Annotated in this window: 25 protein-coding genes; 21 read left to right on the plus strand and 4 right to left on the minus strand. The window is 69.7% G+C overall.

Features of this window, described 5'->3' with window-relative positions; translation table 11 throughout:
- Positions 1 to 15: 15 nt before the first annotated feature.
- The 4 genes from VF522_RS22045 to VF522_RS22060 are packed head-to-tail and all read right to left on the minus strand — an operon-like array spanning position 16 to position 3,060.
- Entirely contained in the window at positions 16 to 789 is a 774-nt protein-coding gene (locus VF522_RS22045) for a hypothetical protein (protein WP_330910473.1), read from the minus strand.
- Between the two features lie 28 nt (positions 790 to 817).
- Positions 818 to 1,477 carry a TetR/AcrR family transcriptional regulator gene (locus VF522_RS22050; RefSeq protein ID WP_330910474.1) on the minus strand — a complete coding sequence of 220 codons (660 nt, stop codon included), beginning with the start codon at positions 1,475 to 1,477 and terminating at the stop codon, positions 818 to 820.
- A 1-nt stretch (position 1,478) separates the two neighbouring features.
- Positions 1,479 to 2,492, minus strand: coding sequence for a patatin-like phospholipase family protein (locus VF522_RS22055; protein WP_330910475.1), 1,014 nt, complete (start codon positions 2,490 to 2,492; stop codon positions 1,479 to 1,481).
- A 34-nt stretch (positions 2,493 to 2,526) separates the two neighbouring features.
- Positions 2,527 to 3,060, minus strand: a complete 534-nt coding sequence (locus VF522_RS22060) for a phasin family protein (RefSeq protein ID WP_330910476.1) — start codon at positions 3,058 to 3,060, stop codon at positions 2,527 to 2,529.
- A 114-nt stretch (positions 3,061 to 3,174) separates the two neighbouring features.
- Between VF522_RS22060 and VF522_RS22065 the strand changes: the two genes are divergently transcribed.
- From VF522_RS22065 to VF522_RS22165, 21 genes are all read left to right on the plus strand, one after another.
- Positions 3,175 to 5,160: an SDR family oxidoreductase gene (locus tag VF522_RS22065; protein WP_330910477.1), complete on the plus strand. Its 1,986-nt coding sequence runs from the start codon at positions 3,175 to 3,177 to the stop codon at positions 5,158 to 5,160.
- A gap of 66 nt (positions 5,161 to 5,226) precedes the next feature.
- Positions 5,227 to 6,288: a dTDP-glucose 4,6-dehydratase gene (rfbB, locus tag VF522_RS22070; protein WP_330910478.1), complete on the plus strand. Its 1,062-nt coding sequence runs from the start codon at positions 5,227 to 5,229 to the stop codon at positions 6,286 to 6,288.
- Positions 6,289 to 6,292: 4 nt separating this feature from the next.
- Entirely contained in the window at positions 6,293 to 7,201 is a 909-nt protein-coding gene (gene rfbD, locus VF522_RS22075; RefSeq protein WP_330910479.1) for a dTDP-4-dehydrorhamnose reductase, read from the plus strand.
- The gene (rfbA, locus tag VF522_RS22080) at positions 7,198 to 8,085 is read left to right on the plus strand and encodes a glucose-1-phosphate thymidylyltransferase RfbA (RefSeq protein ID WP_330910480.1); all 888 of its coding nucleotides are present in this window, start codon (positions 7,198 to 7,200) and stop codon (positions 8,083 to 8,085) included. Before rfbD ends, rfbA begins: the two co-directional genes overlap by 4 nt.
- Positions 8,082 to 8,639, plus strand: a complete 558-nt coding sequence (rfbC, locus tag VF522_RS22085; RefSeq protein WP_330910481.1) for a dTDP-4-dehydrorhamnose 3,5-epimerase — start codon at positions 8,082 to 8,084, stop codon at positions 8,637 to 8,639. Before rfbA ends, rfbC begins: the two co-directional genes overlap by 4 nt.
- Before the next feature lie 65 nt (positions 8,640 to 8,704).
- Positions 8,705 to 9,988, plus strand: a complete 1,284-nt coding sequence (locus VF522_RS22090; protein WP_330910482.1) for a nucleotide sugar dehydrogenase — start codon at positions 8,705 to 8,707, stop codon at positions 9,986 to 9,988.
- A gap of 12 nt (positions 9,989 to 10,000) precedes the next feature.
- On the plus strand, positions 10,001 to 11,056 hold the full coding sequence (locus VF522_RS22095; protein WP_330910483.1) for a Gfo/Idh/MocA family oxidoreductase: 1,056 nt from the start codon (positions 10,001 to 10,003) through the stop codon (positions 11,054 to 11,056).
- Positions 11,056 to 11,634: an acyltransferase gene (locus tag VF522_RS22100; RefSeq protein ID WP_330910484.1), complete on the plus strand. Its 579-nt coding sequence runs from the start codon at positions 11,056 to 11,058 to the stop codon at positions 11,632 to 11,634. Before VF522_RS22095 ends, VF522_RS22100 begins: the two co-directional genes overlap by 1 nt.
- 46 nt (positions 11,635 to 11,680) lie before the next feature.
- Positions 11,681 to 12,778 (plus strand): DegT/DnrJ/EryC1/StrS family aminotransferase, encoded by a 1,098-nt coding sequence (locus VF522_RS22105; protein WP_330910527.1) that lies wholly within the window; start codon positions 11,681 to 11,683, stop codon positions 12,776 to 12,778.
- Positions 12,779 to 12,788: 10 nt separating this feature from the next.
- Positions 12,789 to 13,865 (plus strand): non-hydrolyzing UDP-N-acetylglucosamine 2-epimerase, encoded by a 1,077-nt coding sequence (wecB, locus tag VF522_RS22110; protein ID WP_330910485.1) that lies wholly within the window; start codon positions 12,789 to 12,791, stop codon positions 13,863 to 13,865.
- Position 13,866: 1 nt separating this feature from the next.
- Complete coding sequence (locus tag VF522_RS22115) at positions 13,867 to 15,297, plus strand: oligosaccharide flippase family protein (protein ID WP_330910486.1); 1,431 nt, start codon at positions 13,867 to 13,869, stop codon at positions 15,295 to 15,297.
- Positions 15,297 to 15,926, plus strand: a complete 630-nt coding sequence (gene hisH, locus VF522_RS22120; RefSeq protein ID WP_330910487.1) for an imidazole glycerol phosphate synthase subunit HisH — start codon at positions 15,297 to 15,299, stop codon at positions 15,924 to 15,926. The genes VF522_RS22115 and hisH overlap by 1 nt, the downstream gene beginning before the upstream one ends.
- The gene (locus VF522_RS22125) at positions 15,920 to 16,693 is read left to right on the plus strand and encodes an AglZ/HisF2 family acetamidino modification protein (RefSeq protein WP_330910488.1); all 774 of its coding nucleotides are present in this window, start codon (positions 15,920 to 15,922) and stop codon (positions 16,691 to 16,693) included. Before hisH ends, VF522_RS22125 begins: the two co-directional genes overlap by 7 nt.
- A complete protein-coding gene (locus VF522_RS22130) occupies positions 16,690 to 17,814 on the plus strand; it encodes an N-acetyl sugar amidotransferase (protein ID WP_330910489.1) in 1,125 nt (374 codons plus the stop codon). Before VF522_RS22125 ends, VF522_RS22130 begins: the two co-directional genes overlap by 4 nt.
- Positions 17,811 to 19,076, plus strand: a complete 1,266-nt coding sequence (locus tag VF522_RS22135; RefSeq protein ID WP_330910490.1) for a hypothetical protein — start codon at positions 17,811 to 17,813, stop codon at positions 19,074 to 19,076. Before VF522_RS22130 ends, VF522_RS22135 begins: the two co-directional genes overlap by 4 nt.
- Position 19,077: 1 nt before the next feature.
- Positions 19,078 to 20,181, plus strand: coding sequence for a glycosyltransferase family 4 protein (locus VF522_RS22140; protein WP_330910491.1), 1,104 nt, complete (start codon positions 19,078 to 19,080; stop codon positions 20,179 to 20,181).
- Positions 20,182 to 20,187: 6 nt separating this feature from the next.
- Positions 20,188 to 22,089: an asparagine synthase (glutamine-hydrolyzing) gene (gene asnB, locus VF522_RS22145; protein WP_330910492.1), complete on the plus strand. Its 1,902-nt coding sequence runs from the start codon at positions 20,188 to 20,190 to the stop codon at positions 22,087 to 22,089.
- Positions 22,086 to 23,318: a glycosyltransferase family 4 protein gene (locus tag VF522_RS22150; RefSeq protein ID WP_330910493.1), complete on the plus strand. Its 1,233-nt coding sequence runs from the start codon at positions 22,086 to 22,088 to the stop codon at positions 23,316 to 23,318. The genes asnB and VF522_RS22150 overlap by 4 nt, the downstream gene beginning before the upstream one ends.
- Positions 23,315 to 24,235, plus strand: a complete 921-nt coding sequence (locus tag VF522_RS22155; RefSeq protein WP_330910494.1) for an NAD-dependent epimerase/dehydratase family protein — start codon at positions 23,315 to 23,317, stop codon at positions 24,233 to 24,235. Before VF522_RS22150 ends, VF522_RS22155 begins: the two co-directional genes overlap by 4 nt.
- Positions 24,236 to 24,355: 120 nt before the next feature.
- Complete coding sequence (locus VF522_RS22160; RefSeq protein ID WP_330910495.1) at positions 24,356 to 24,970, plus strand: sugar transferase; 615 nt, start codon at positions 24,356 to 24,358, stop codon at positions 24,968 to 24,970.
- 35 nt (positions 24,971 to 25,005) lie between these two features.
- Positions 25,006 to 26,982: a nucleoside-diphosphate sugar epimerase/dehydratase gene (locus VF522_RS22165; RefSeq protein WP_330910496.1), complete on the plus strand. Its 1,977-nt coding sequence runs from the start codon at positions 25,006 to 25,008 to the stop codon at positions 26,980 to 26,982.
- Position 26,983: the final 1 nt, after the last annotated feature.

The following is a 26,983-nucleotide window of genomic DNA, read 5'->3' on the forward strand; positions in this document are numbered from 1 at the left end:
GTGGCCCGGTAGGGGTCAGCCTTGCAGTTCGAGGCGCGCGTAATCCACTTCGAGCCGCTCCTTGGCGTCCAGCGGCTGCAGCGCCGCCGCCTGCCGGTACAGGCGCGTCGCTTCCGGCATCTTCTTCTCGCCTTCCAGCATCACGAGGCCGTTGGCGTACTCGATCAGCGCGACCGGCGAGCGCGGATGCAGCCGCAGGGCCTCCTGGAACATCTTCAGGCCCGTTTCCTTCTTGGCGCCGTACGTCATGCCGCCGATCAGCGTGCCGACCTTGTCGATCACTTCCGCATGGAAGGCGCCGAGCGCCACGTGCGCATCGGCATGGCGGGGCTGCAGCGCGATGGTGCGCTCCAGCGCGTCCTTCACCTTGCCGCCCAGTCCCTGCGCCAGCGCCCTGGCCACGCTGATCCCCTGGCTGTAGCGGCCCAGGGCGTAGGCCTGCCAGTACCAGGCGCTGGGATTGTCGGGATGCACCACGGCCTGCACTTCGGCGCGCGTGGCCGCTTCCAGGAGCAGGTCCAGCCGCGCCTTTTCCTTCTTCTCCAGGTAATTGGCGTAGATGCACTGCGCCTTCACGGCCACGGTCAGGCCGGCTTCACCGGCCGCGAGGCCGGCCTCCAGGGCGTCCTGGAACTGGCCGTTGTGGAACAGCATCCAGGCCTGCAGCACGCGCGGGTCGGGCGGCAGCGGTTCGGCGTCGCCGGCGTGCAGCCGGTGCCACTCGCGCGCCACGCTGGCCGCGTCGTGCCGGTACTCGCCGAGTTGCGGGAAGGCCGTCCACTTGGCCATCTTCGTCTCACTCCCTGGCACATCTCCTTCAGCGGCCTTCACCGTAGGCGCCGGCCAGCTGCAGCAGGTGCGTGCGTTGTGCGCTTTCGAGATAGGGTACCAGCAGATGCAGCACGTGGTGTGCGCCGCGCAGCAGGGCCTGCTGCGCCGCTTCGGGTTCCAGGGCACGGCGCGGGTCGCGCACGTACTCGTAACTCAGCCAGTAGGTGAGCACCACCACCATGCTGGCGGACGTGGCCTCGATCTCGCGCGAGTCGATCCGCATCGCGCCGGAGCGGCCCATGCCGTCGAGCAGGGCGCGCACCGCGCGCGTCTTGTTCTTCAGCACGTCCTGGAAATGCGTCTCCAGCCGCCGGTTGCGGGACAACAGGTCGTTCAGGTCGCGGTACAGGAAGCGGTACTGCCAGATCAATTCGAACAGCGTGTGCATGAAGAACCAGGCGTCCTCCACGTCGCGCACGCCGCCGGCGGCGTTCAGCAGTTCGTCGAGCGCCCTCTCGTAGCGGTCGAACAGCGAATTGACCAGCTCGTCCTTGGCGGGGTAGTGGTAGTACAGGTTGCCCGGGCTGATGTTGAGTTCGGCGGAAATCAGGGTGGTCGACACGTTCGGCTCGCCGAAGCGGTTGAACAGGTCGAGCGTGACCTCCAGGATGCGTTCGGCGGTGCGGCGCGGGGCTTTCTTGGCCATGTCAGGCGGGCTGCAGCGTGGCTTCGAGGTCGTCCAGCACCGTGTGCAGGCGCGCCAGCGCGTGCGCGAGGCGGCGCGGAGGTGCGGCCGGCACGAGCGCGCGATGCGGATCGTGCAGCACCTCGCTGCGCAGCGCGATGCCGTGGCGCGCGAAACGCGGCGCGAGCGAGCGTTCCTCGCTGCGCAGCCAGTCGAGGGTCGCGCGGTAGGCATGCCCGGCGATGCGTTTCCGCTGGCCGTAGCCGAAGATCCCGGCCTGCCGCAGTTCGGCGTCGGCCGGGTCGGGTTCCAGCAGCACGATGTCGGTGTTCGGATAGGCGCTGGCGTAGTGCTTCATGGCGAGCGCCAGCCGCGAGTGGATCACGGTGCGCAGGCCCTGGCCGAGCACGGCGGGCAGTCCGCCGGAGGCGAGGTCCCGCGTCGCGAAGGGCACCAGCGGATTGATGCACAGCATCAGGTCCACGCCTTGCTCCAGCGCGACGGAGGCGTGCATCGTCTTCGCCAGCGCGCCGTCGACGAAGGTGCGGCCGTCGATGCGCACCGGCGGGAACAGGCCGGGCAGGGCGCAGCTGGCCTGCACCGCGCGCGAGATCGGCACCGCGTCCCGGCCCGGCGTGCCGAAGGCCACGGCGCGCCCGGTGTCCAGATCCGTCGCCACCACGCTCAGGCGGGCGCGCAGGGCACGGAAGTCGTTGCTGCGTCCCGGCCGCGAGAAGGCTTCGGCCAGGCGGCGGTGGATCGCTTCGCCGGAGAACGGACCGGCGGGCCAGGCGTCCGCGCCGCGGTTCCCGATGAAGGCCGCGCACAGTTCCCGCGGCCGCATGCCGTTGGCCAGCGCCGCGGCGATGAAGCCGCCGGCCGATACGCCCACGTAGTGTTGCGCCCCGGTGAGGTCCAGGCCGTCCAGCGCCTCGTCCAGCGCGCAGAGGGCGCCGATCTCGTAGCTGGCGGCGAGCGGACCGCCGCCGGCCAGCGCCAGCGCGATCCGGGGGGCTTTCCTGGAGGCCGTCCTCATGCGGCGGCAGTGTAGGCGCAGCCGCGCCCTACCGTCACCCCGCCGCCTTGCGGGCCGGCGCGCGCTTGCGGGCGGCCTTGGCCGCCGTACGCTTGGCAGCCACCTTGCGCGCGCCGCCGGGACTCGTGCCGGCACGGCTCGCGCCGGCGGTGCCGCGCATCGCCGCCACGGTGCGATGGAGTTCCTCCACGCGCTGCGCGAGTTCGTCGATCTCGCGCGCGGTCGGCACGCCCAGCTTCTTCAGCGCCCGCGACACCCGCTCCTCGAAGATGCTCTCCAGCTTGTCCCACTGGCCGGAGGCCTTGTTGGACAGGTCGCTGGCCATCGAGGTCATGCGCGAGGTGGCCTCGGCGAGCTTCTCTTCCGCGGCCGACTGGGTGCGCTTCTGGATGCCCATGCCCTCCTTCACCAGGGTCTCGAACACCTTGCCGCCTTCCTCCTGTGCCTTGGAGAAGGCGCCCAGGCCGGCCAGCCAGATCTGCTGCGCCGATTCCTTGACCGTGCTCGCGAGCTGCGCCGACGAGGTGCCGCCGGCTTCGTCTTCGGACTTCTGCAACTTCTTCACCATCGGGGTTCTCCTTCGCGTGATGTCCTGTGACTTTAGGCGCCGTCGCGGGGGCTGTGTAGAGCGGCCCTCCTAATGCAGAATGAACGAGACCACCCACCGCAGGAGGAGACCGCCATGCATTACTTCGTGACCGGCGCCACCGGGTTCATCGGCAAGCGGCTGGTGAAGAAGTTGCTGCAGCGCCAGGGCACCGTCGTCCATTTCCTGATCCGCCCGGAAAGCGGGGAGAAGGTGCCGGCCCTGCGGGAGTACTGGGAGGCGACGGCGGACCGCGCCATCCCGGTGCCGGGAGACCTCACGCAGGAGAAGCTGGGCGTCTCCGCCGGGGACCTGGAGAAGCTCGAGGGCGAGGTGCAGCACGTCTACCACCTCGCGGCGGTGTACGACCTGGGCGCGGACGAGGACAGCCAGATGCGGGTGAACGTCGAGGGCACCCGCAACGCCGTCGAATTCGCCAGGGCGATCGGCGCTGGCCACTTCCACCATGTCTCGTCGATCGCCGCGGCCGGCCTCTACGAAGGCGTGTTCCGCGAGGACATGTTCGGGGAGGCCGAGAACGCGGACCACCCGTACTTCCTCACCAAGCACGAGAGCGAGAAGATCGTGCGGCAGGAGGCGAAGCTGCCGTGGACGGTGTACCGCCCCGCGATGGTGGTGGGCGACAGCCGCAGCGGCGAGATGGACAAGATCGACGGGCCCTACTACTTCTTCAAGCTGATCCAGCGCATGCGGCAGCTGCTGCCGCCGTGGATGCCCGCGATCGGCCTGGAGGGCGGCCGCATCAACATCGTGCCGGTCGACTACGTGGTGGACGCGCTGGACCACATAGGCCACCAGGACGGCATCGCGCAGCGCTGCTTCCACCTCGTCGACCCCGACGGCTACCGGGTAGGGGACGTGCTGGACATCTTCAGCCGCGCCGCGCACGCGCCGCGCATGAACCTGTTCGTCAACGCGGCGCTGTTCGGGTTCATCCCGCGCGGCATCACCAAGGGCCTGCTGGCGATCGGCCCCGTGCGCCGCGTGCGCAACGCGGTGATGAAGGACCTCGGGCTGCCGGAGGACATCCTGCAGTTCGTCAACTACCCCACGCGCTTCGACAGCCGCGAAGCGCAGGCACGGTTGAAAGGCAGCGGCATCCAGTGCCCCGACCTGAAGGACTACGCCTGGCGGCTGTGGGACTACTGGGAACGCCATCTCGATCCCGACCTGCACGTCGACCGCTCGCTGCGGGGCACGGTCGGCGGCAAGGTGGTGCTGGTCACCGGCGGCTCCTCGGGCATCGGCCTGGCCACGGCGCACAAGTTCGCCGAAGCCGGCGCGAAGGTGATCATCTGCGGGCGCGACCAGGACAAGCTCGACGAAGCCTGCCGCGAAGCCGAAGGCAGGGGCTACGCCTTCGTCGCCCATCCCGTCGACATCGCCGACCTGGCGGACTGCGACCGCTTCGTGCAGCAGCTGCTGGCCGACCACGGCGGCGTGGACGTGCTGGTCAACAACGCGGGCCGCTCGATCCGCCGCGCGATCGAGTCCAGCTACGACCGCTTCCACGATTTCGAGCGCACGATGCAGCTCAATTACTTCGGCGCGCTGCGCGTCACCATGGGCCTGCTGCCCTCGATGGTGGCGAAGCGCCGCGGCCACGTGGTGAACATCAGCTCGATCGGCGTGCTGACCAACGCGCCGCGCTTCTCGGCCTACGTCGCGTCGAAGGCGGCGCTCGACGCCTGGACGCGCTGCGCCGCCAGCGAGTACCAGGACCAGGGCATCACCTTCACCACGATCAACATGCCGCTGGTGCGCACGCCCATGATCGCGCCGACCAGGATCTACAACAACGTGCCGACGCTGTCGCCCGAGGAGGCGGCCGACCTGGTCGCCGAGGCCTGCGTCGCCAGGCCGGTGCGCATCGCGACCCGCCTCGGGATCGCCGGCCAGGTGCTGCACGCCCTGGCGCCGCGGGTGGCGCAGATCACGATGAACACCAGCTTCCGCATGTTCCCGGATTCGACCGCGGCGCAGGGCGAGAAGGGCGGCAAGCCGCAGCTGTCGCCGGAAGCGGTCGCGCTGCAGCAGATGATGCGGGGCATCCACTTCTAGGGAATCCCCCGACCGGAGCGGTCGCGCCAGGGGCCACGTCCAACGTACTCCAGTGATAATCGCCGCATGATTCTCGTCACCGGCGGCGCCGGCTTCATCGGCTCCAATTTCGTCCTGGACTGGCTGGCCGTCCAGGACGAGCCGGTCCTCAACCTCGACAAGCTCACCTACGCCGGCAACCTCGAGAACCTCGCCGCGCTGCAGGGCGATGCGCGCCACGTGTTCGTGCAGGGCGACATCGGCGACCCGGCCCTGGTGCGCACGCTGCTGGCGAAGCACGAGCCCCGTGCCGTGCTGAACTTCGCGGCGGAATCGCACGTGGACCGCTCGATCCACGCGCCGGGCACCTTCATCGACACCAACGTGGTGGGCACCTTCCGCCTGCTCGACGAAGTGCGGGCCTACTGGAGCGAGCTGCCGCCGGCGCAGAAGGAAGCCTTCCGCTTCCTGCACGTGTCCACCGACGAGGTGTACGGCTCGCTGGCGCCCGCCGACCCGGCCTTCGGCGAGCAGAACCGCTACGAGCCGAACAGCCCGTATTCGGCGAGCAAGGCGGCCAGCGACCACATGGTGCGGGCCTACCACCACACCTACGGGCTGCCGGTGCTCACCACCAACTGCTCCAACAACTACGGGCCGTTCCACTTTCCCGAGAAGCTGATCCCGCTGGTGATCGTCAACGCGCTGGCGGGCAAGCCGCTGCCGGTGTACGGCGACGGCCAGCAGATCCGCGACTGGCTGTACGTCGGCGACCACTGCAGCGCGATCCGCCGGGTGCTGGAAGCCGGGCGCGTGGGCGAGACCTACAACGTGGGCGGCTGGAACGAGAAGCCCAACCTCGACATCGTGCGCACCATCTGCGCGCTGCTCGACGAACTGCGTCCGCGCGCCGACGGCAGGCGCTACGCGGAGCAGGTCGCCTTCGTGAAGGACCGTCCCGGCCACGACCGCCGCTACGCGATCGATGCGCGCAAGATCGAGCGCGAGCTGGGCTGGAAGCCGGCCGAGACCTTCGAGACCGGCATCCGCAAGACGGTGCAGTGGTACCTCGCGCATGCCGACTGGGTGCAGCGCGTGCAGAGCGGCGCCTATCGCGACTGGATCGCGCAGCAGTACGCGGCGGCGTGAGCGCATGAAGATCCTCCTGTTCGGATGCACGGGGCAGGTGGGCTGGGAGCTGCAGCGCAGCCTGGCGCCGCTCGGGGACGTCGTGGCGCTGGGCACCTCCGGCCAAGGGGCGCTGTGCGGCGACTTCCTCGACGCCGAGGGGGTGGCCCGCACCGTGCGCGAGCTGCGCCCGCAGGCCGTGGTGAATGCCGCGGCCTACACCGCGGTCGACAAGGCCGAATCCGAACCGGACCGCGCGCAGCGGATCAACGCGCTGACGCCTGGCGCAGCCGCGGCCGCGGCCGCGGAACTCGGCGCCTGGTTCGTCCACTACTCCACCGATTACGTCTTCGACGGCAGCGGCACGCGGCCGTGGAAGGAAGACGACGCGCCGGATCCGCTGAACGTCTACGGCCGCACCAAGCTGGCCGGCGAGCGGCAGGTCGCCGCCGCCAATCCGCGCCATCTCGTGCTGCGCACCAGCTGGGTGTACGCGGCGCGCGGCGCCAATTTCGCCAAGACCATGCTGCGGCTGGCGCGCGAGCGCGAGCAGCTCAAGGTCGTCGACGACCAGTTCGGCGCGCCCACCGGCGCGGACCTGCTGGCCGACGTCACCGCGCACGCGCTGCGCAGCGCGCTGGCCGGCCGCGGCCAGGCCGGCACCTACCACGTGGCCGCGGCGGGCGAGACCAACTGGCACGGCTATGCCCGCTTCGTGCTGCAGGCGGCGCAGCGCCATGGAGATATCCTGAAGGCGGGCCCGGAGCAGGTGCTGCCGGTGCCGTCCTCCGCGTATCCGACGCCCGCCCGGCGACCCCATAATTCGCGGCTCGATACGTCCCGCCTGCGGGACGCCTTCGGCCTCGCGCTGCCGCCCTGGGAGCAGGGCGTGGCGCGCATGATCCAGGAAATCCTCCCCACCGCAGCACCATGACCCGACGCAAAGGCATCATCCTCGCGGGGGGCTCCGGCACCCGGCTCCACCCCGCCACCCTGGCGATCAGCAAGCAGCTGCTGCCGGTGTACGACAAGCCCATGATCTATTACCCGCTCAGCACGCTGATGCTGGCGGGCATCCGCGAGCTGCTGGTGATCAGCACGCCGCAGGACACGCCGCGCTTCCAGCAGCTGCTGGGCGACGGCAGCCGGTGGGGCATGGAGATCCAGTACGCGGTGCAGGCCAGCCCGGACGGCCTGGCGCAGGCCTTCCTGATCGGGGAGACGTTCGTCGGCGACGCCCCGAGCGCGCTGGTGCTGGGCGACAACATCTTCTACGGGCACGACCTGTCGCCCCTGCTGAAGGAGGCCGACGCGCAGCGCGAGGGCGCCACGGTGTTCGCCTACCACGTGCAGGATCCCCAGCGCTACGGCGTGGTGGCCTTCGGCGACGACGGCAAGGCGAGCAGCATCGAGGAAAAGCCGGCCGCGCCGAAGAGCAACTTCGCGGTCACGGGCCTGTACTTCTACGACCGGCAGGTGGTGGAGATCGCCCGCGCGGTCAAGCCCAGCGCGCGCGGCGAACTGGAGATCACCGAAGTCAACCAGGCCTACCTGGAGCGCGGGCAGCTGTCGGTGCAGATCATGCAGCGCGGCTACGCCTGGCTGGACACCGGCACGCACGACAGCCTGCTGGATGCCGGCCAGTTCATCGCCACGCTGGAGCGCCGCCAGGGCCTGAAGATCGCCTGCCCGGAGGAGATCGCCTGGCGCGAGGGCTTCATCGACGACGGCCAGCTGGAACGCCTGGCCGATCCGCTGAAGAAGAACGGCTACGGGCAGTACCTGCTGAACCTGCTGCACGACGGGGCGCGCGGATGAAGGCCACGCCCCTGGCGCTCCCCGACGTGGTGCTGCTGGAGCCGAAGGTTTTCGGCGACAGCCGGGGCTTCTTTTACGAGAGTTACAACGAGCGCGCCTTCACCGAAGCGACCGGCATTGCCGCGCGCTTCGTCCAGGACAACCACTCGCGTTCGGCGGGCGGCGTGCTGCGCGGCCTGCACTACCAGCTCCAGCAGCCCCAGGGCAAGCTGGTGCGGGTGGTGCGCGGCGCCGTGTTCGACGTGGCGGTGGACGTGCGCCGCGGCTCGCCCAGCTTCGGCCGGTGGGTCGGGGCGGAGCTGTCGGAGGAGAACCAGCGCCAGCTCTGGGTCCCGGAGGGCTTCGCCCATGGCTTCCTCGTCCTGAGCGAATCCGCGGACTTCCTGTACAAGACGACCGACTACTACGCGCCGGAGCACGAACGTTCCATCGCCTGGAACGATCCGGACATCGGCATCGCCTGGCCGCTCGCGGGCGAGCCGGCGTTGTCGGCGAAGGACCGGGAAGCAGGACCCTTGCGCGGCACGCCCGGCATTTCTCCAGGGTCGAGCTGAACTGCGATAATCGCCTGCTTCTGCCGCGGGCTTTTCGCGCCCCTGCGGCAACTTAAGGGACGGAGATGGATAGAAAAATTGCAGTCGTCGGCCTCGGCTATGTCGGGCTGCCGGTGGCGGTCGCATTTGGTCGCACGCACCCCGTGGTGGGTTTCGACATCAAGGCCGCGCGGATCGCCGAATTGCGCGCCGGCCGGGACAGCACCGAGGAGGTCGTCCCCGAGGACCTCGCCGCGGCCAGGATCCGCTTCACGGACAGCGTCGACGACCTGCGCGGCAGCGATTTCTTCATCGTCGCGGTGCCCACGCCGGTGGATGCCGGCAACAAGCCCGACCTGTCGCCGCTGGTGGGCGCCTCGCGCTCCGTGGGGCGCGCGTTGAAAAAGGGCGACATCGTGGTGTACGAATCCACGGTTTACCCCGGTGCGACCGAGGAGGACTGCATCCCGGTCCTGGAGCGGGAATCGGGCCTGAAGTTCGGCATCGACTTCACGGTCGGCTACAGCCCCGAGCGCATCAACCCGGGCGACCGCGAGCACACCTTCACGAAGATCAAGAAGATCGTGTCGGGCTCCGACGCCCGCACGCTGGACATCGTCGCGGACGTCTACGGCTCGGTGGTGACCGCCGGCGTGCACCGTGCCAGCAGCCTGAAGGTGGCCGAGGCCGCCAAGGTGATCGAGAACACGCAGCGCGACCTCAACATCGCGCTGATGAACGAGCTGGCCGTGGTCTTCGAGCGCATGGGGATCGACACCATGGAGGTGCTGGAGGCCGCCGGCAGCAAGTGGAACTTCATGCCCTTCAAGCCCGGCCTGGTGGGCGGCCATTGCATCGGGGTGGATCCGTACTACCTCACCCACAAGGCCGAGAAGCTGGGCTACATCCCCCAGGTGATCCTGGCGGGCCGCCGCATCAACGACAACATGGGCCGCTACGTCGCCCGCAGCGCCGTGAAGCAGATGCTGGTGAGCGGCCTCGACGTGGCCCGCTGCCGCGTGGGCGTGCTGGGCTTCACCTTCAAGGAGAACTGCCCCGACGTTCGCAACTCCAAGGTGGTCGACATCGTCCGCGAGCTGCAGAGCTACGGCATCGACGTGGTCGTGGCGGACCCGCACGCGGACCCGCACGAGGTGCAGGAGGAGTACGGCATCCAGCTGGGCAAGGTGGACGCCGACCACCCGGTGGACACGCTCATCGTCGCGGTCTCGCACAGCGAATACCGTGCGCTGCCGGCGTCGAAGCTGCGTGCCATGGCGCGCGGCAAGGCCCCGGTTCTGGTGGACGTCAAATCCATCTTCAACCGCGCCGAACTGGAGTCCCAGGGCTTCACCGTCTGGCGCCTGTAAGCGAGCAAATTCATGACTCATGCCATCGTGGACCGGAAGATCCGCTTCGCCCTCGTGGGCTGCGGACGCATCTCGAAGAACCACATCCAGTCCATCCGCGAGCATGCGGCCGACGCCGAGCTCGTGGCCGTGTGCGACATCGACCCGGAAGCGCTCGAGGCGGCGGTGCGGGAAACCGGCGCGAAGGGCTACGCGGACATCGACGACCTGCTGGCGGAGACGAACGCCGACATCGTCATCCTCACCTCGCCCAGCGGCGTCCATCCGGGCCATGCCGTGAAGTGCGCGCACGCGGGCTTCCACGTGCTCACCGAGAAGCCGATGGCCACCAAGTGGGAGGACGGCCTGCGCATGGTGCGCGAGTGCGACGAAGCGGGCGTGCACCTGTTCGTGGTCAAGCAGAACCGGCGCAACGCCACCCTGCAGATGCTCAAGCGCGCCGTGGAGCAGAAGCGCTTCGGCCGCATCTACATGGTGACGCTCAACGTGTTCTGGCAGCGCCCGCAGGTCGGCTACTACGACCAGGCCGCCTGGCGCGGCACCTGGGAAATGGACGGCGGCGCCTTCATGAACCAGGCCAGCCACTATGTCGACCTGCTCGAATGGCTGATCGGGCCGATCGAGAGCCTGCACGCCTACACCGGCACGCTGGCGCGCGACATCGAGACGGAAGACACCGGCGTGCTCACCTGCAAGTGGCGCAGCGGCGCCATGGGCTCGCTCAACGTGACCATGCTGACCTACCCGAAGAATTTCGAGGGCAGCATCACCATCCTCGGCGAGAAGGGCACGGTGCGCGTCGGCGGCGTGGCCGTCAACGAGATCCAGCACTGGGATTTCGCGGAGAAGCGGCCGGAGGACGAGAACGTCCGGTCCGCCAGCTACGAGACGACCAGCGTGTACGGCTTCGGCCATCCGCTGTACTACCGCAACGTGATCGACGTCATGCGCGGCAAGGCGGTGCCGGAGGTCGACGGCCGCGAGGGCCTGAAATCCCTCGAGGTGCTGATCGCGGCGTACCGGTCGGCCCGCGACGGCAGCCGCGTCAACCTGCCCCTGGAGCTCTGATGGGGTTCACGGCACATCCTTCCGCCATCGTGGACGAGGGAGCGCAGATCGGCGACGGCTCGCGGGTCTGGCACTTCGTGCACGTGTGCGGAGGCGCGCGCATCGGCGGGCGCTGTTCGCTCGGCCAGAACGTCTTCGTCGGCAACGACGTGCGCATCGGCGACAACGTGAAGATCCAGAACAACGTGTCCGTGTACGACGCGGTCACGCTGGAGGACGACGTGTTCTGCGGCCCGAGCATGGTGTTCACGAACGTGTACAACCCGCGCTCCGCCGTGACCCGCAAGGACGAGTACCGCCGCACCCTGGTGAAAAAGGGCGCGACGCTGGGCGCCAATTCCACCATCGTGTGCGGCACGACGATCGGCGAATATGCCTTCGTGGGCGCCGGCGCGGTGGTCAACCGCGACGTCCCGGCCTTCGCGCTGATGGCCGGCGTGCCGGCCCGCCAGCTGGGATGGATGAGCCGCTTCGGCGAACGCCTCGAGCTGCCGCTGAAGGGCGACGGCGAGGCCACCTGCGCCCATACCGGCGAACGCTACCGCCTTCGCGGCGGCGTCTGCACCCTGGAACAGTAAAGGAACCAGCTTGAACGCGATCCTCAAGGAAGCCGCCGGCGGCAAGATCGAATTCATCGACCTGAAGGCGCAGTACCGCGCGCTGAAGACCTCCATCGACGCCCGCATCCAGAAGGTGCTGGACCACGGCCAGTACATCCTGGGCCCGGAGGTCGCCGAGATGGAGCAGAAGCTCGCGGCGTTCGCGGGCGCGAAGCACTGCATCAGCTGCGCCTCCGGCACCGAGGCCCTCCTCATGTCGCTGCTGGCGCTCGGCATCAAGCCGGGCGACGAGGTCATCACCACGCCCTTCACCTTCGCCGCGACGGCGGAGATGATCGTGCTGGCGGGCGCGAAGCCGGTCTACGTGGACATCGAGCGCGACACCTGCCTGATCGACGCGAGCCAGATCGAGGCGAAGATCACGCCGCGCACCAAGGCGATCATGCCGGTGTCGCTGTACGGCCAGGTGGCGGACATGGACGCGATCCATGCGATCGCCGCCCGCCACGGCAACATCCCCGTGATCGAGGACGCCGCCCAGAGCTTCGGCGCCACGTACAAGGGCCGCAAGAGCTGCAACCTGTCGACCATCGGCTGCACCAGCTTCTTCCCGAGCAAGCCGCTCGGCTGCTATGGCGACGGCGGCGCCGTCTTCACCAACGACGACGCGATCGCCAAGGCGCTGCGCGAGATCCGCGTGCACGGCCAGGAACGCCGCTATTACCACACGCGCATCGGCGTGGGCGGGCGCATGGACACCATCCAGTGCGCGGTGGTGCTCGGCAAGCTGGAGCGCTTCGAGTGGGAGATCGAGCGCCGCCTCGCGCTCGGCGAGCAATACCGCGCGCTGCTGCAGAAGGCCGGCGTGAAGGCGGGCCTGCTGCAGGTGCGTCCCGACCGCGACTGCGTGTGGGCCCAGTACACCGTCTTCGTGGAGAAGCGCGAAGCGGTGCAGAAGGCGCTGCAGGAGCTGGGCGTGCCGACGGCGGTGCATTACCCGCTGTCGCTGAACCGCCAGCCGGCGTATCGCGACGACGCCTCCGCCGCCGAGACCGTGAACAGCCATTGGGCCGCGGAACGCGTGATGAGCCTGCCCATGAGCGCCGACCTGAACCCGCAGCAGATGGAACGCGTCGTCGCCGCGCTGCAAGGCGTTCTGTGAGAGGGACGTCTTGAAGATCGTCACCGTCGTCGGGGCCCGCCCGCAGTTCATCAAGGCCGCGGCCGTCTCGCGCGTGATCCGCGGCGAGTACGCCGGGCGGGTCGAGGAAGTGCTGGTGCACACCGGCCAGCATTACGACAGCAACATGTCCGCCGTGTTCTTCGAGGAACTCGGCATCCCCGCGCCCGGGCACCACCTGGAGATCTCCGGCGGCGGCCACGGCGCGATGACCGGCCGCATGCTGCAGGCGCTGGAAGGCGTGCTGGCGCAGGAAAAGCCGGACTGGGTGCTGATCTACGGCGACACCAATTCGACGCTCGCCGCGGCGCTGGCCGCGGTGAAGATGCACATCCCCGTCGCGCACGTGGAAGCGGGCCTGCGCTCGTTCAACATGCGCATGCCGGAGGAGGTCAACCGCATCGTCGCCGACCGGGTGTCGACCCTGCTGTTCTGCCCGACCCGGGTGGCCGTCGACAACCTGCGCGACGAGGGGGTGACGCGGGGCGTGCACCTCGTGGGCGACGTGATGTTCGACGTGTCGCTCTACTACCGCGACCTGGCGCGCCGCAGCAGCGATGCCCTGCAGCGCTTCGGCTTGCAGGAAGGCGGCTACGTGCTCACCACCTGCCATCGCGCCGAGAACACGGACGATCCGCAAAGGCTCGCGGCCATCCTGGGTGCGCTCGGCGAAGTGGCCGAGCACCTGCCCGTCCTCCTGCCGGTCCACCCGCGCACGCGCAACATCATCCGCGAGCGCGACCTGGCCTCGCTCCTGGGGAAGGTCCAGGTCGTGGAGCCGCTGTCCTTCATGGACATGGTGCGGCTGGAGCAGTCCGCCCGCGTGGTGGTCACCGATTCCGGCGGCGTGCAGAAGGAAGCCTTCTTCTACCAGGTGCCCTGCGTGACCATGCGCGACGAGACCGAGTGGACGGAAACGGTGGACCTGGGCTGGAACCGGCTGGTCGGCGCCGACCGGCAGCGCATCGTCGCGGCGGTGCGCGAAGCGAAGCGTCCTTCGGGCGCGCAGGCCCGTCCCTACGGCGACGGCCAGGCGAGCCGCGCCATCATCGAGCAACTGCTGGGGTAGCGTGAGCTTCCGGTCGAATGCCGTCGCGATGCTGACGGGGACGGTGATGGCGCAGGCACTGCCCCTGCTCGCTTCCCCGCTCCTGGCCCGCCTGTACTCGCCCGAGGCCTTCGGCCTGCAGACCCTGTTCATGGGCCTGGCCGCGAGCCTGGCCGTGCTGGCGACCTGCCGCATGGACCTCGCCGTGGTGCTCCCGGAAGACGATTCCGAGGCGCTCGCCCTGGTGGGGCTGGTCGCCCTCAGCACCCTGGCCGTCTGCGCGCTGACGTGGGCGGCGGTGCCGCTCGCCAGTGCGCTCGCCGGGCGCGCGCTGCCGCTGCAATGGCTGGCCATGCTCCCGCTCATGGTGCTCGCGACCGCGGTGTTCCAGCTCGCCACCGGGCTCGCTTCGCGCAAGCGCGCCTTCCGCGGCGTGGCGATGGCCAGCGTCGCCAACCAGGCGGTCTATGTCGGCAGCGCCCTGGCCATGGGCTTCGCGGGCGCCTGGTCGCAGGGACTCGTGCTGGCCAAGCTCGCCGGCCAGGCGGTCGCCGCGCTGCTGCTGGGCCGCGCCTCGCTGGGCGAGATCGTGGCGGCCGTTCGCGGCTGGTCGCTGCGGGCGAGCCTCTCGGCCGCGCGCAAGTACCGCCAGTTCCTGGTCTTCAACACGCCCTACAGCCTGGTCGGGTCGGTCGCGCGCGACGCGCCCGTCTACACCTTTTCCGCCCTCGCGGCCGTCGGCCTCGCCGGCTTCTTCGGCCTGGCGCGCGCCGTGCTGCTCGCCCCGACGCTGCTGGCGTCGAATGCCTTCAGCCAGGTCTTCTACCGTGAAGCCGTGGCGCTGAAGGGCACGTCGCGCCTGCAGGACCTCACGGCAACCCTGCTGCGCTTCGGCCTGCTCGCCACCGCGCCGCTGTTCGCGTTCTGCGCGGTGTGGGGCGACAACCTGTTCGTGACCCTCTTCGGCGAGTCCTGGCGGACCGCCGGCGTGTTCGCCATGGCGCTGGCGCCCGCCGCCTGGATGTCCGTTCAGACCGGCTGGCCCGAGCGCCTCTTCGAAGTCAACATGCGGCAGGACGCCTCCTTCGTGGTGCAGCTCGGTTCCGACGCCGTCACGGCCCTGGCGTTCGCCGGGACCTACCTGCTCACGCACGACGGCGTGCAGGCCGTCATCGTGTTCGCCGCCTGCAACGTGCTGTACCACCACGTCTACCTGGCCGCCATCTTCCGGATCTCGGGCTTTTCGGCCGGGGTGCTGGGGCGCAACCTGCTCGCGGGCTGGCTCCTATTCGGCGCCTGCTGCCTCGTGCTCGGCGCGATCCGGCTGCAATCCGGCGTCACCGGTGCGGCGGGCTGGGTCCCCGCGCTGGTGCTGGCCGGCGGCCTGGCGGCCGTCATCGGCTGGTCCCTGGCCCGGCGCGGGCTGCGCAGCGCGCTCGCAGGAGAAGCGTGATGACCATCGCGGTGGTGGACTACGACACCGGCAACGTCGGCTCGGTGCTGAACATGCTGAAGAAGGTCGGCGCGCAGGCGGTGGTCTCGCGCGACCCGCAGGTGCTGCGCGACGCCGACAAGCTGGTGTTGCCGGGCGTCGGCGCCTTCGACGAGGCCATGGGCAACCTGCACCGCTTCGGCCTGCTGGACGTGCTCAACGAACTGGTGCTGGAACGGCGCCGCCCGATCCTGGGCGTCTGCCTGGGTGCGCAGCTGATGGCGAAATCCAGCGAGGAGGGCGAGCAGCCCGGGCTCGGCTGGCTCGATGCGCGCCTGGTGCGCTTCCGCGCCGGCGAAGGCCGGATGCTGCGCGTGCCCCACATGGGCTGGAACGTCGTGGAGCCCCAGGCCGAGGGCGGGGGCATCTTCCACGACGTGCCGCGGCCGATGCGCTTCTACTTCGTGCACTCCTTCCACATGGTGACGGAGGAACCGGGGCTGGAGCTCGCGAGCAGCAACTACGGCTACCGCTTCACGAGCGCCATGGCGCGCGGCAACATCCTGTCGATGCAGTTCCACCCGGAGAAGAGCCACAAGTACGGGCTGCAGGTCTACCGCAACTTCGTCGAGAGGTTCCAGTCGTGCTGAAGCCGCGCGTCATCCCCTGCCTGCTGCTGCGCGGCCCCGGCCTCTACAAGACCGTCCGGTTCGCCGAGCCGAAGTACGTCGGCGATCCGGTCAACGCGGTGAAGATCTTCAACGAGAAGGAAGTCGACGAACTCCTGCTCCTGGACATCACCGCCACCGCCGACAAGCGCGAGCCGAACTACGACCTGATCGGCGACATCGCCGGCGAATGTTTCATGCCGCTCGGCTACGGCGGCGGCGTGGGCTCCATCGAACAGATCCGCAGGCTGCACCGCATGGGCGTCGAGAAGGTGTCCCTCAACTCCGCGGCCTTCCGCGACCGGCGCTTCGTGGAGGAAAGCTGCGACGTGTTCGGCAGCTCGAGCATCGTGGCGGCGATCGACGTGAAGAAGACCCTGTTCGGGAAGCACGAGGTCTGGATCGACGACGGGCGCACCAATACCAGGGAGGACCCCGTCCGCTACGCCGAGCAGCTCGCCGCGCTGGGCGTGGGCGAGATCCTCGTCAATTCCGTCGATCGCGACGGCACCATGGGCGGCTACGACACCGCGATGCTCAAGAAGGTGGCCGCCGCCGTCGACACGCCGGTGATCGCCTGCGGCGGCGCCGGCAGCCTCGCCCACATCCAGGAAGCGCTCGCCGCCGGCGTGTCCGCCTGCGCAGCCGGAAGCATGTTCGTGTTCCACGGCAAGCACCGCGCCGTCCTGATCAACTATCCCACCCCCGATGCCCTGGCCCAGCTGCAGCTGGCGCCCAACGACCGATGAACACGCGCCCCTACCAGATCTGCACCCGATGTGTGATGGACACCTCGGATCCGGACATCGCCTTCGACGAGCAGGGCGTGTGCAGCCACTGCAGCAGCTACGACAGCATGGTGCGCGACACCGTCGACCGCGCCTCGCGCGGCGAGCGCCAGGCCGAACTGGACGCGATCGTCGCGCGCATCCGCGAGGCCGGGAAGGGCCGCGAGTACGACTGCATCATGGGCCTCAGCGGCGGCGTCGACAGCTCCTACGTCGCCCATCTCGCCCACAAGATGGGCCTGCGCCCGCTGGCGGTGCACTTCGACAGCGGCTGGAATTCCGAGCTGGCCGTCAACAACATCGAGAACATCGTCAAGAAGCTGGGCGTCGACCTCCACACCCACGTGGTGGACTGGGAAGAGATGCGCGACCTGCAGCTGGCCTTCTTCAAGGCCTCGGTGGCCAACTGCGACACGCCGACGGACCATGCGTTCCCCGCGGTGCTGTATCGCGAGGCGGCCCGCCACGGGATCAAGCACATCCTGTCGGGCACCAACTACGCCACCGAGTTCATCCTGCCGTCGGCCTGGGGCTACTCCTCCAGCGACAAGCGCCAGCTGATGGACATCAGCCGCAAGTTCGGCAAGCAGCGCCTGCGGCAGTACCCCACCATCGGCTTCTTCGCGCAGTACGCGTGGTACCCGTATGTCCGCGGCATCAAGACCGTGCGCCTGCTCAATTACGTGCCCTACGACAAGGCGCAGGCGAAGCAGACCATCGCCTCCGAACTGGGCTGGCGCGACTACGGCGGCAAGCACTACGAGTCCGTCTTCACGCGCTTCTTCCAGGGCTACTACCTGCCGGTGAAATTCGGGTACGACAAGCGCCGCGCCCACCTGGCGACCCTGATCAATTCCGGACAGATGACCCGCGAGGAAGCGTTGGCCGAACTGGCCCACCCCACCTACGACGCTGCCCTGCAGCAGCAGGACAAGGAGTTCGTGGCCAAGAAGCTGGGGGTGCGCCCGCAGGAGCTCGACGCGATCTTCGCGCAGCCGAATCGCCATTACTCCGAGTACAAGTCCAACGACTGGCTGCTGAAGACGGCCCTGCGCCTGAAGCGCGCCGTGATCGGCGTATGAAGGTGCGCGCCGCCCTGGGGCGGCTGCGGCCGCACAGCCTGTTCCTGCTCTATGCCTTTAGCCTGCTCTGGCTGCTGGCGGCGTGCGTCTACTTCGCCGACAGCAGCGCGACGGAGCTCGACTTCGTCCGGCCGCTGCTGGTGTTCGGCAGCGTGTTCGTCACGGGCTACCTGCTGCTGACGCGCGTGCTGGGGCGCCGCATCGAAGAGCTGCCCGCATCCCCCCTGCCGCAGGAACACGTCCGCCTGCTGCTCGTGCTGCTCTTCGGCGTGTTCACTGCGGTGGCCATCATGCACCTGGCGACCCTGGGCCACCTGCCGATGGTGGAAGCCAGGCGTTCGACCAACGACTACGAGATCGCGCGCATCCGCCAGGAGGGCTACTACAACCTGGCGGTGTGGCAGCGCTACGCCTCCGACTACGCCATCAAGGGCGTGGGGCCGATCCTGCTCGTGCTGGCCGCCCACACCCGTTCCCGGCTGCTGTGGCCGGCGATCGTCGTCGGCCTGTTCTACACGGTCTCCCTGTTCGTCAAGGCGAACCCGGTGTACCTGCTGCTGCCGCTGGTGCTGTATTACGCCTTCACCCGCCAGGCCCGGCGGGCCTTGCTGATGGCGCTGCTGATGGTCGGCGCGGTCGGCGTGAACTGGACGTCCTCCAGTCCCGACGTGCGCAACGATTTCGGCCGCATGGTGGACTTCGCCACCGGCAAGCCGGTCCGCCAGGTGTCCGGGGCCAGGTCGATGAACATGGACTATCCCGGTGCGAGGGTGGTCGCTTCGGTGCGCGAACGGCTGGTGATCGTGCCGGCGCAGGTCACCGCGCAGTGGTACTTCAATTACGAGGACCCGGCGCGCCGCGAGGCCGGATGCGGCTACCGCCTGCTGGCCCGGGCGATCGGCTGTGAGTACCAGCACATCCCGACCAAGCTCTACGCGATGTACTACCCGGAGCTCGTGAAGGAGCGCGGACTGACCGGCAGCCTCAACTCGGGTTCGTACATCCACGACTTCGCCAACTTCGGCTATGCGGGCGTGGCCGTCGGGGCGCTGGCTTTCGCGCTGCTGTTCTCCTTGCTGCGGTTTGCCTGCAGCAACTCCGCGCCGCTGCTCTGCCTCAGCCTGATGCCCGTGCTGAGCCTCTCCGAAATGCCGATCTCCACCGTGCTCAATTCCGGCGGCTGGCTGCTGATCCTGTTCGTCTCCGTGCTGCTGCAGCAGGGAGGCCGGCTCCTGCAGCGCCGCCGGCCCGCCAGCGCCTGACATGGCCCGCATCTGTCATTTCTCCACCGCCCACCGGGCAGGCGACATCCGCATCGTGCGCAAGGAGGCCCGCGCGGCAGCGCTCGCCGGCCACGACGTGAGCGTCGTGATCCAGGGCGACATGCCGGCCGATTGCGCGATGGTGCGCCACGTCCGCGTGGTGCCCCCCGCGGGCGGCCGGGTCGGCCGCTTCACGCTGCTCGGCTGGCGCGTGTATCGCGCGGCCCTGGGCGAGCGCGCCGACATCTACCACTTCCACGATCCGGACCTGCTGCCCTACGCCCTGCTGATGCGGGCGGCCGGCCGGCGCGTGATCTACGACGCGCACGAGGACGTGCCGCGCGACATCCTCTCGAAGGAATGGATCCCCGCCGGCATGCGGCGTGCGATCGCCGGGGTGTTCGAGGTGTTCGAGGACTTCGCCGCGCGCCGCATGACCGCGGTCGTGACCGCCACCCCCTTCATCGGGGAACGCTTCGGTCGCCTGAACGGGCGCACCGCCACGGTCAACAACTATCCGATGATGGATGAACTCGCGCCGCCGGCCGAGGGCTCGCCCGGAGAGCGCAGCGGCTTCTGCTACGTCGGCGGCATCTCCGGCATCCGCAGCGCGCGCGAGATGGTGCAGGCCTGCGCGCTGAGCGGCCAGTCGCTCGTGCTGGCCGGGCCGATGGAAACACCGGCCCTCGCGCAGCAGCTGCAGGCCGTCGAGGGCTGGTCGCGCGTGGACTATCGCGGCACCCTCGGCCGCAGCCAGGTCGCCGAGCTGCTCGCGCGCAGCATCGCCGGCCTGGTGCTTTTCCATCCCGAGCCCAATCACATCAATTCGCAGCCGAACAAGCTGTTCGAATACATGTCGGCCGGGCTCCCCGTGATCGCGTCGGACTTCCCCATGTGGAAGGCGATCGTGGAGAAATTCGACTGCGGCATCTGCGTGGACCCGCTGGACCCGGGCGCCATCGCAGGGGCCATGACGGCGTTGGCGGCAGACCCGCAGCGCGCGCGCCGCATGGGCGCGAACGGCCGCCGGGCCGTGCTCGAGAAATTCAACTGGGAGCGGGAGCAGCACGTGCTGCTCGACGTCTACCAGCTTTGCGGGAGTTGACAGCAGATGTGCGGAATAGCGGGCCTCGTCTCCGGCCAGCCGGCGGACCTGGGCGATGTCTTCGCGATGACCCGGGTGCAGGCGCACCGGGGGCCGGACGGCAGCGGCCATGCCTTCTTCGGCAGGGACGGCGGCGTGGCGTTGCAGGCGGAATCCCCGGGGCGGGACGCGCCGGCGCCCGCCGTGGTCGCCTTCGGCCACCGGCGGCTGGCCATCATCGACTGCACGGAAGGCGGCCACCAGCCCATGGCGTACGGGCAGGGGCGCTACTGGATCACCTACAACGGCGAGGTCTACAACTACCGTGAGCTGCGCGAGGAACTGCGCGCGCTGGGGCACCGCTTCGCCTCGGAGTCCGACACCGAAGTGATCCTGGCCGCGTACGCGCAGTGGGGCACCGGCTGCTTCGCGCGCTTCAACGGCATGTGGGCGCTGGCCATCTGGGATGCGCTGGAGCGCACCCTCGTGCTGTCGCGCGACCGTTTCGGCGTGAAGCCGCTGCACGTGGCCACGCGCGGCGGCATCTTGGCGTTCGCCTCGGAGATCAAGGGCATCCTCGCGCACTGGCGCACGCGCCCGCAGGCGGCGCCGGTCGCGATCCACGACTACCTGATGCACGGCGTGGTGAACTCGGGCGACGACACCTTCTTCCAGGGCATCACGGCGTTTCCGCCGGGCTGCTACGCGGTGCTGCGGCCGGAGCAGTCGCTGGAACTGCGGCCGGTCGCCTTCTGGCGGCTGGATCCGGAGCGCGAATCGGACCTTCCCTTCGAGGAGGCGTGCGCGAGCTTCGCGGAGCTGTTCCGCTCGGCGGTGCAGCTGCGCATGCGCAGCGACGTGCCGGTGGGCGCCTGCCTCTCGGGCGGCCTGGATTCGTCCTCGATCGTCTGCGCGATGCGCCTGCAGGAAGAGCAGTCCTCGATCCACACCTTCACCGCGCGGTTCCCGGAACCGCAGTTCGACGAGTCGCGCTGGGCGCGGCTGGCGGCCGAGCGGGCCCGCGCGCAGGCGCACTTCTCCGTTCCCACGGAGGAAGGCTACCTCTCCGAGCTGGGCGACCTGGTCTGGCACCAGGAAGAGCCGTTCTCCACCGCCAGCATCTATGCGCAGTGGCTGGTGATGAAGCAGGCCCGCGAGGCCGGCATCCCCGTGCTGCTCGACGGCCAGGGCGCCGACGAGATCCTGGGCGGCTACAAGAAGTTCTACGCCTTCCACATCCTTTCGCTCGCCCGGCGCGGACGGCTGGTCGCGGCCGGCCGCGAGGCCGCCTCGGTGGCCCTGCGCGGCGACCGCGGTTACCTGCGCTGGCGCGAGGCAGTGCGCTACATGCCCCGTTTCCTGCAGCCGAAGGTGGGCACGGCGCGCGACTGGCTGGGCGAGGCGGTGCAGGCGGCGGGCGGCGAGTCGTCGGTCCAGCTGGGCGCGTCGGGCGGCCTGCGCCAGCGGCAGGTGCAGGACCTGCGCCGCTACAGCGTGCCGAGCCTGCTGCGCTACGAGGACCGCAATTCGATGGCCTGGTCCATCGAGAGCCGCGTTCCCTTCCTCGACTACCGGCTCGCCGAGTTCGCGCTGGCGCTGCCCGTGCGCCACAAGCTGCGCGACGGCCGCACCAAGGCGCTGCTGCGCTCGGGCCTGCGCGGCATGGTGCCCGACGAGATCCTGGACCGCCGCGACAAGATGGGATTCGTGACGCCGCAGTCGGTCTGGATGCGCGGCGCACTCGGCGCCCGCCTGCAGGACCTGCTGGCGTCGTCGCCCGGGCCCCTGCGGAACTGGATCGACGTGGACGGCATGCTGGCCGCCTGGCGCAGCGCCGGCGACCGCCAGCGGCAGACGATGGAGCCGCTGCTGTTCCGCGCGGGCGTGCTCGCGCACTGGGCGCAGCGCTTCGACCTGGCGGCGCCGTGAGCAAGGCCGGCAGCATCTGGTACATCCACCCCTATGCCGGCGGGCCCGGCATCGGGCGGTACGACCGGCCCTACCACCTCGCGCGCGAGTGGAACGCGCTGGGGCGCCGCAGCGTGATCCTCACGACCTGCAACCACCACCTGCTGGACGTGCCGCGCACGAGCGGCGTGGAGCAGGTGAACGGCGTCGACTACGAGTTCCTGCAGGCCCCCGCCTACCGCGGCAACGGGCTCGGCCGCATCGTCAACATGACGGCCTTCACGCTGCAGCTCGTGCGGCAGGCCGACCGGCTCGCGCGCGAACACGGCGCGCCGGCGATGGTGGTCACGTCCTCGCCGCATCCGTATGCCTTCCTCGCCGGGCGGCACCTGGCCCGGAAGTTCGGCGCCCGCTGCGTGTTCGAGGTGCGCGACCTCTGGCCCCTGAGCCTCGTGGAACTCGCCGGCGTGGCGCCCTCGCATCCGCTGGTGCGCTTCACCGGCTGGCTGGAGCGCGTCGCGTACCGCACGTCGGACCACGTGGTCTCGCTGCTGCCCTGCACCCTGGACCACATGCGCTCGGTGGGCCTGGACCCCCGGAGGTGGCGCTACATCCCCAACGGCGTCGCGACCGAGACCGAAGCCGGCGAGCTGCCGGATTCCGAGGCGGCGCGGCAGGCGCGCGAATGGCGCGCGACAGGCCGCACCGTGGTCGTCTATGCCGGCGCGCTCGGCCGCCCCAATCACGTGGAGAGCCTGGTGCGCGCGATGGCGCTCGAGGGTCCGAGGCGCGGCGCGTGCGCGGTGATCGTCGGCCGCGGCGAGCTGCAGCCGGAGTTGCGCGCCCTGGTGCAGTCGCTCGGGCTGCAGGACTCCGTGCGCATCCTGGACCAGATCCCCAAGGCCGCGGTGCTGCGGCTGCTGCGCGAAGCGAGCGTCGGCTACATCTCGCTGCGCCCGGAGCCGATCTTTCGTTTTGGCGTGAGCCCGAACAAGCTCTTCGACTACATGCAGGCCGCCCTGCCGGTGATCTTTGCGGTGCGCGGCGGCAACGATCCCGTGGCGGAGGCCGGTTGCGGCTTCAGCGCCGATCCCGGCGATCCGGCATCGATCGCCGACGCGGTCACCCGCATGGCGGCCCTCGGCGAGGCACGGCGGCGCGAAATGGGCGCCCGCGGGCGGCAGTACGTGCTCGAAAAGCACGGCTACGACCGGCTGGCACGGTCTTACCTGGAGCTCGCGACGGCATGATCGCGGTGACTGGCGCCAGTGGCTACATCGCCCGCAGGGTGCTGGACCGCCTCGCGGGCCAGGGCGTCCCCGCGGTGGCGTTCTCCCGCACCCCGTCGCCCGTGTCCGGCGCGGCGCGCTGGCACGCCGGCGCGGACGGCGTCCCGACGCCGGGCCAGCTCGCCGGCTGCAGCAGCGTCATCCACCTGGCGGGCCGCGCGCACACGCGGGTAGCCAACGAGGGCGGCCGCGACCTGTTCGACGAGGCCAACCGCGTGCACGCCCTGCGCTGCGCGCAAGCGGCCCGGACGGCGGGCGTCGCGCGCTTCGTGTTCGTCAGCACGCTGGGCGTGCACGGGAGCTGGTCGGCCGAACCGGTGCGGGCCGACAGCCCGATCCGGGCGAACACGCCCTACGCGCGCTCGAAATTCGCGGCGGAACGGGAATTGCAGGCCATGCTCGCGGGCGGCTCGATGCAGCTGTGCATCGTGCGCCCGCCGATGGTGTACGGCCCCGGCTGCCCGGGCAACCTGCCGCGCCTGGTCAGGCTGGTCCGCTCGGGCGTGCCGCTGCCGTTCGCGAGCGCGCGCGGCGTGCGGTCGTTCATCCACGTGGATGGACTCGCTTCGTTCCTGGTGCGCTGCGCGGCCGACGGGGCGCCGGCCGGCACGTTCGTGATCGGCGACGGCTCCGACTGGACGCTGCCGGACCTGGTCCGCGCCATCGCGTCCGCCCAGGGACGTGCGGCCAGGCTCATCCGTTTTCCCTTGCCGATGCTCCGATTCGCAGCGGCAGCGGCCGGCCGGCGCCGCGAGATCGAGAGCCTCACGCGGCCGATGCAGGTGGACGCCGGCGTGGCCTGGGAGGCCTTCGGCTGGCGCCCGGCGATCGAGCCGCGCCAGGCCTTGAAGGACACCGTGCTGGCGCTGGGGGCCTGAGGCGTCAAATTCCCGCGGGGGCCCGCACGGCCGTCGTGTTTGAGCGTCGCTCCGGGCCCGGCGGGCAGGAGCGAAGATAATCCGGATTGCCCGACAATGAGCAACATTCCCCAACCCTCCATGACCCAGCAGACCGATGACGCGGCAGCGGCGGTGCGGCCGCGCGGCGCCCTGGCCAAGCGGGCGGTGGACCTGTCGCTGGCGCTCCTCGCGGCCGTGGTGCTGGCAGTTCCGCTGGTGCTCGTGGCGCTCCTCGTTCGCCTGACGTCCCGCGGTCCCGCGCTGTACTGGTCCGACCGCGTCGGCCGCAGGAACGCGATCTTCCGCATGCCCAAGTTCCGGAGCATGAAGATCGAAACGCCCGCCGTCGCCACGCACCTGCTGGCGGACCCGCAGGCGCACCTCACGCCGATCGGCGGCTTCCTGCGCAAGACCAGCCTGGACGAACTGCCGCAGCTGTGGAGCGTGGTGAAGGGCGACATGAGCCTGGTGGGCCCGCGGCCCGCGCTGTTCAACCAGCATGACCTGGTCGCCCTGCGGACGGAGCGCGGCGTGGACGCCCTGCTGCCGGGCGTGACGGGCTGGGCCCAGATCAACGGGCGCGACGAACTGCCGATCCCGCAGAAGGTCGCCCTGGACGTCGAATACTTGCAGCGCAGGTCGCTCGCGATGGACATCGCGATCCTGTGCCGTACCGTGCTGAAGGTGATCCGCCGTGACGGCGTGTCCCACTGAGCGGCTCGCGCCCCGACGCCGCCTGAAGGATAGCCATGTGGACTAGCTCGCTGGCTTGGCCGCGTCTCGCCAAGGTCCTGACCGTCCTGGTCCTGGACCTCCTGATCTCGGTCTTCGCGACGTGGCTGGCGTTTTCGGTGCGCCTGGACACGCCCTACCTGCCCACGAAGATCGCCTATGGCGTCTTCCTCCTGGCCTTCGCGACGCAATTCGCCTCCTTCCTGCACTTCCGCCTTTACCGGGTGGTCTTCCGCTACGTGAGCCTGGGCTCCTTGCTCGGGATGGTGCGGGCCGTGGCCCTGCACGCCGCCGTGCTGCTGGCGGCGCTGGTGGTGCTGCGGCTGCCGGAGATCCCGCGCAGCCTGGGCCTGATCCAGCCGATCATCGTCCTGGTGCTGGTGGCCGCCAGCCGCGCGGTGGCCGGCGCGCTGCTGCGCGACGAGGCGCTGAACGAACTCATCGAGCCGGGCAACCGTGCGCGCCTGCTGATCTACGGCGCGGGCCCGGCCGGCGTCCAGACCGGGATGGCGATCGCGCATTCCCGCAACTTCCGCCTCGTCGGTTTCGTCGACGACGATCCGCAGAAGAGGGGGCGCACGATCAACGGACACCACGTGTACCCGTCCGAGGAGATCGCGGAGGCGGTCGAAGTCCAGAAGGTGACCGACATCCTGCTGGCGCTGCCGGGCATCACGCGCGCGCAGCGCAACGAGATCATCGACGGCCTGCGGCAGTTGCCGGTGCACACCCGCACGGTGCCCGCCATGTCCGACCTCGCGTCCGGCCGCGTGGCGGTGCAGGACATCCAGGAACTCGACCTCGAGGACCTGCTGGGCCGCGAGCCCGTGGCGCCCGATCCCGAACTGCTGGCGATGAACCTCGCCGGCAAGGTGGTGCTCGTCACGGGCGCGGGGGGCAGCATCGGCGGCGAACTGTGCCGGCAGATCGTCTGCGAACGGCCCACGCACCTGCTGCTGGTGGAGCACAACGAGTTCGGCCTCTACTCGATCCACAACGAATTGCAGGCCCTGTGCCGCAACCGCGGGCTGGACGTGGAGCTGGTCCCCCTCCTGGGCAGCGTCCGCAACCTGCGCCGGATCGAGGAGATCTTCAGCTTCTACCGCCCGGAGACCGTGTACCACGCCGCCGCCTACAAGCACGTGCCGATGGTGGAACACAACTCGGCGGAGGGCATCGACAACAACGTGTTCGGCACGCTGAACGTCGCCGCCACGGCGATCCGCACCGGCGTTCGCCGCTTCGTGCTGATCTCCACCGACAAGGCGGTGCGGCCGACCAACGTGATGGGGGCCAGCAAGCGCATGGCCGAACTGATCCTGCAGGCGCTCGCGGCGGCGCACCAGGTGGATTTCGGCGACCTGGCGCCGGGCGGCGTGCCGGTGGACAACCGCACCTGCTTCGCCATGGTGCGCTTCGGCAACGTGCTCGATTCGAGCGGCAGCGTGGTGCCCCTGTTCCGCAAGCAGCTGGAGATGGGGGGGCCGCTCACCGTCACGCACCCGGAGGTCACCCGCTACTTCATGACCATCCCCGAGGCGGCGCAGCTGGTCTTGCAGGCCGGCGCGATGGCCGTCGGCGGCGACGTCTTCGTGCTGGACATGGGCGAGCCGGTGCGCATCTTCGACCTCGCGCAGCGGATGGTGTCGCTGTCGGGCCTCTCGGTGCGCGACGACGAGCATCCCTGGGGCGACATCGAGATCGCCATCACCGGCCTGCGCCCGGGCGAGAAGCTCTACGAAGAGCTCCTGATCGGCGACAATCCGCAGGCAACCTCGCACCCGCGCATCATGAAGGCGCGCGAGGAGCTGGTCGAGTGGCAGGAACTGGCGCGGCAGCTGCGGGTCATGCGCTCTGCAGTGGAAGGCAACGACATCGCCCAGATCCGGGCGGTGTTGAAGGCGCTGGTCGCCGGCTATTCGGGCAGCAACGACATCGTCGATCACCTGACGCCGGCGGCGGCCACGCGGCAGGAAGCCGCGATGCTCGCCTAGG

It is taken from the genome of Ramlibacter sp. (genome assembly GCF_036383835.1).
In the GTDB taxonomy this organism is placed as follows: Bacteria; Pseudomonadota; Gammaproteobacteria; order Burkholderiales; family Burkholderiaceae_C; genus Ramlibacter.